This is a genomic window from Pelomonas sp. KK5 (assembly GCF_001984095.1).
Lineage (GTDB): Bacteria > Pseudomonadota > Gammaproteobacteria > Burkholderiales > Burkholderiaceae_C > KK5.
Window position 1 is genome coordinate 1 of record NZ_LYVQ01000430.1, and the last position, 2235, is coordinate 2235.

Annotated in this window: 5 protein-coding genes; 3 read left to right on the top strand and 2 right to left on the bottom strand. The window is 67.6% G+C overall.

All coding sequences use genetic code 11. The features are described from left to right. Nucleotides 1–146 precede the first annotated feature (146 nt). Nucleotides 147–815 carry a pyroglutamyl-peptidase I gene (gene pcp / locus B0W88_RS31310; protein ID WP_077038363.1) on the top strand — a complete coding sequence of 223 codons (669 nt, stop codon included), beginning with the start codon at nt 147–149 and terminating at the stop codon, nt 813–815. Nucleotides 816–824: 9 nt separating this feature from the next. Here the strand turns inward: pcp and B0W88_RS31315 are convergent, their stop codons facing one another. Further along, nucleotides 825–1025: a zf-HC2 domain-containing protein gene (locus B0W88_RS31315; protein ID WP_369973972.1), complete on the bottom strand. Its 201-nt coding sequence runs from the start codon at nt 1023–1025 to the stop codon at nt 825–827. Further along, nucleotides 1022–1609, bottom strand: coding sequence for a sigma-70 family RNA polymerase sigma factor (locus B0W88_RS31320; RefSeq protein ID WP_077038365.1), 588 nt, complete (start codon nt 1607–1609; stop codon nt 1022–1024). Before B0W88_RS31320 ends, B0W88_RS31315 begins: the two co-directional genes overlap by 4 nt. Nucleotides 1610–1695: 86 nt before the next feature. Between B0W88_RS31320 and B0W88_RS31325 the strand changes: the two genes are divergently transcribed. Both B0W88_RS31325 and B0W88_RS31330 read left to right on the top strand, forming a co-directional pair. Next, nucleotides 1696–1974, top strand: a complete 279-nt coding sequence (locus B0W88_RS31325) for a DUF2282 domain-containing protein (protein ID WP_077038366.1) — start codon at nt 1696–1698, stop codon at nt 1972–1974. Between the two features lie 4 nt (nt 1975–1978). After that, a partial coding sequence (locus B0W88_RS31330) for a DUF692 family multinuclear iron-containing protein (RefSeq protein WP_144007124.1) occupies nt 1979–2235 on the top strand: 257 nt, incomplete at its 3' end.

Sequence of the window (2235 nt, forward strand, 5' to 3'; positions counted from 1 at the left end):
GTCTTCGAGGCTCCAGGCGAGCGGGACGGACAGGTCGGGCATTCAGCGATTCTCCGGGGCGTGCAGGCTCGCGCCGGCAGCAGCAATGCGCGCCATCATGCACACTCCAGGGGCACGTTCCATTCGTGCTTCCACCTTGACCGTGAATGAATGACGCAACAAAGATTCTCCTGACCGGCTTCGAGCCTTTTGGCGGCGAGGGCCTCAACCCTTCCTGGGAAATAGCACGTTATCTCAACGGCGAGACATTGTCTGGCCATGTCGTGCATGCGCGTCGGCTTTCCTGCGTCTTCGGCCAGGCGCTGCAGGAACTGGAGCGCCACATCGACGAACTGCAGCCGAGCCTGGTGCTGGCGCTGGGACAGGCAGGTGGCCGCAGCGAGCTGTCCCTGGAGCGCGTGGCGATCAATGTGGACGATGCACGCATCGCGGACAACGCGGGCGGGCGGCCGGTGGACGAGCCGGTGGTGGCGGGCGGGCCGGCCGCCTACTTCACCACGCTGCCGATCAAGGCGATGGCGGCCGGCCTGCGCGCGGCGGGCCTGCCGGCCGGCGTCTCCCAGAGCGCCGGCACCTTCGTCTGCAATCATGTGTTCTATGGTCTGCAGCATCTGCTCCGTCAGCAGCCCCTGGTGCGCAGCGGCTTCATGCACGTGCCCTACCTGCCGGAGCAATCGGCGCGCCTGCCCGCCACGCCCGCGGGCGCTCCGCCGAGCCTGGGCCTAACGGCAATGATCGACGGTGTGCGATTGGCGCTGCAACTGGCGCTGGCGACCGGCGAGGACCTGCGCGAGAGCGCCGGCACCATCGCCTGATACGAATCCTTACGACTCGTCTTCGCTGCTGTACTGGCGCCAGCGCTCGCTGGCCCGGCGCATCAGCGAGAGCTGCCGGGCGAACTTCGGACAGGCCTTGCAGATCAGCATGTGGAAGCGCACGCCGAGCCGCTCGCCCAGCGTGAGCGGCGTCTCTTCGGCGAGCAGCACGCGGCGCGTCACCTCGCGGCAGTCGGGACCCAGCATCACGATGCGTTTCCTGTCGTCACGGCCTTGTTGTCGAACCAGTTCATCTGCAGGCAATCGCGCAGCCTGAGCCGGGCGCGGTGCAGCATGACCCACAGGTTGGTCGGCGTGATCGCCAGCTCCTTACAGATCTCCTCGGTCTCCAGTTCCAGCCACTCGCGCATCATGAACAGCCGGCCCTGCTGGCCCGGCAGGTGCTCCACGCAGGCCTCCAGCACGCGCATGAAATCGAGCTGGCGCAGCGCCTGCTCGGGGTCGCCCCAGTCCTGCGGCGACTCGCGCCAATGGCCGTCGGCGGCGAACAGCAGCTCGTCCAGGTCGACGCCGTCCTCGCTGGTGGCGGTGGTGGACATCTCGCGGCTGTTGCGGCGGATCTGGTCCACCAGCTTGTGCTTGAGGATGCCGACCAGCCAGGTCTTGAGCTGCGACTGGCCGGCGAAGCTCTGCGGCTTCTCCAGCGCGGCCAGCAGGGTCTCGGACACGGCGTCTTCCGCCCAGGCCGCATTGCGCAACTGCATCAGCGCGTAGCGCAGCAATTGGGGGCGCAGCGCCTCAAGCTGCCGGGCGATCGTCGGACTGGAATTCATGCGGGGCAGTGTAAGGACTGGCGATGACAATCCGACGGACGGCCGTGACACATGCTCACCCCGTCCCATCAACTCAGGAGATCTACATGAAGACCCAGCAACAGATCGTCTCTTCCGCACTCGCTGCCGCGCTCGCCCTGGGCCTCGCCGGCCACGCTGCCGCCGCCGATGCACCCAAGGAAAAGTGCTACGGCATCGCCAAGGCCGGCCAGAACGACTGCGCCAATCTCAGCGGCTCGCACTCCTGCGCCGGCCAGGCCAAGGCCGACAAGTCGGCCGACGACTGGAAGTACGTGGCCAAGGGCACGTGCGAGAAGGAAGGCGGCATGACCGCGGCGCAAGCCAAGGCCAAGATGGGCAAGTGATCCGATGAACCCGGCGATGGACCCGATCGGCATCGGCTGGCGACAGCCGCACTACGAGGCCCTGCTGGAGCAGAAGCCTCCGCTCGCCTTCATCGAGGTCCATTCGGAAAACTTCTTCGGCGAGGGCGGCGCGGCGCTGGCCGTGCTGTCAGCCGGACGTGAGCGTTATGCGGTGAGCCTGCACGGCGTGGGCCTGTCGCTGGGCTCGGCGGCCGGGCTCGACGCCTGGCACCTGGAGCGGCTGGCCGCGCTGGTCGAGCG

Excerpts from the sequence above, each read along its gene's own strand:
- pcp (WP_077038363.1), top strand. The coding sequence starts at position 147 with ATGAATGACGCAACAAAGATTCTCCTGACCGGCTTCGAGCCTTTTGGC.
- B0W88_RS31320 (WP_077038365.1), bottom strand. The coding sequence starts at position 1,609 with ATGAATTCCAGTCCGACGATCGCCCGGCAGCTTGAGGCGCTGCGCCCC.
- B0W88_RS31325 (WP_077038366.1), top strand. The coding sequence starts at position 1,696 with ATGAAGACCCAGCAACAGATCGTCTCTTCCGCACTCGCTGCCGCGCTC.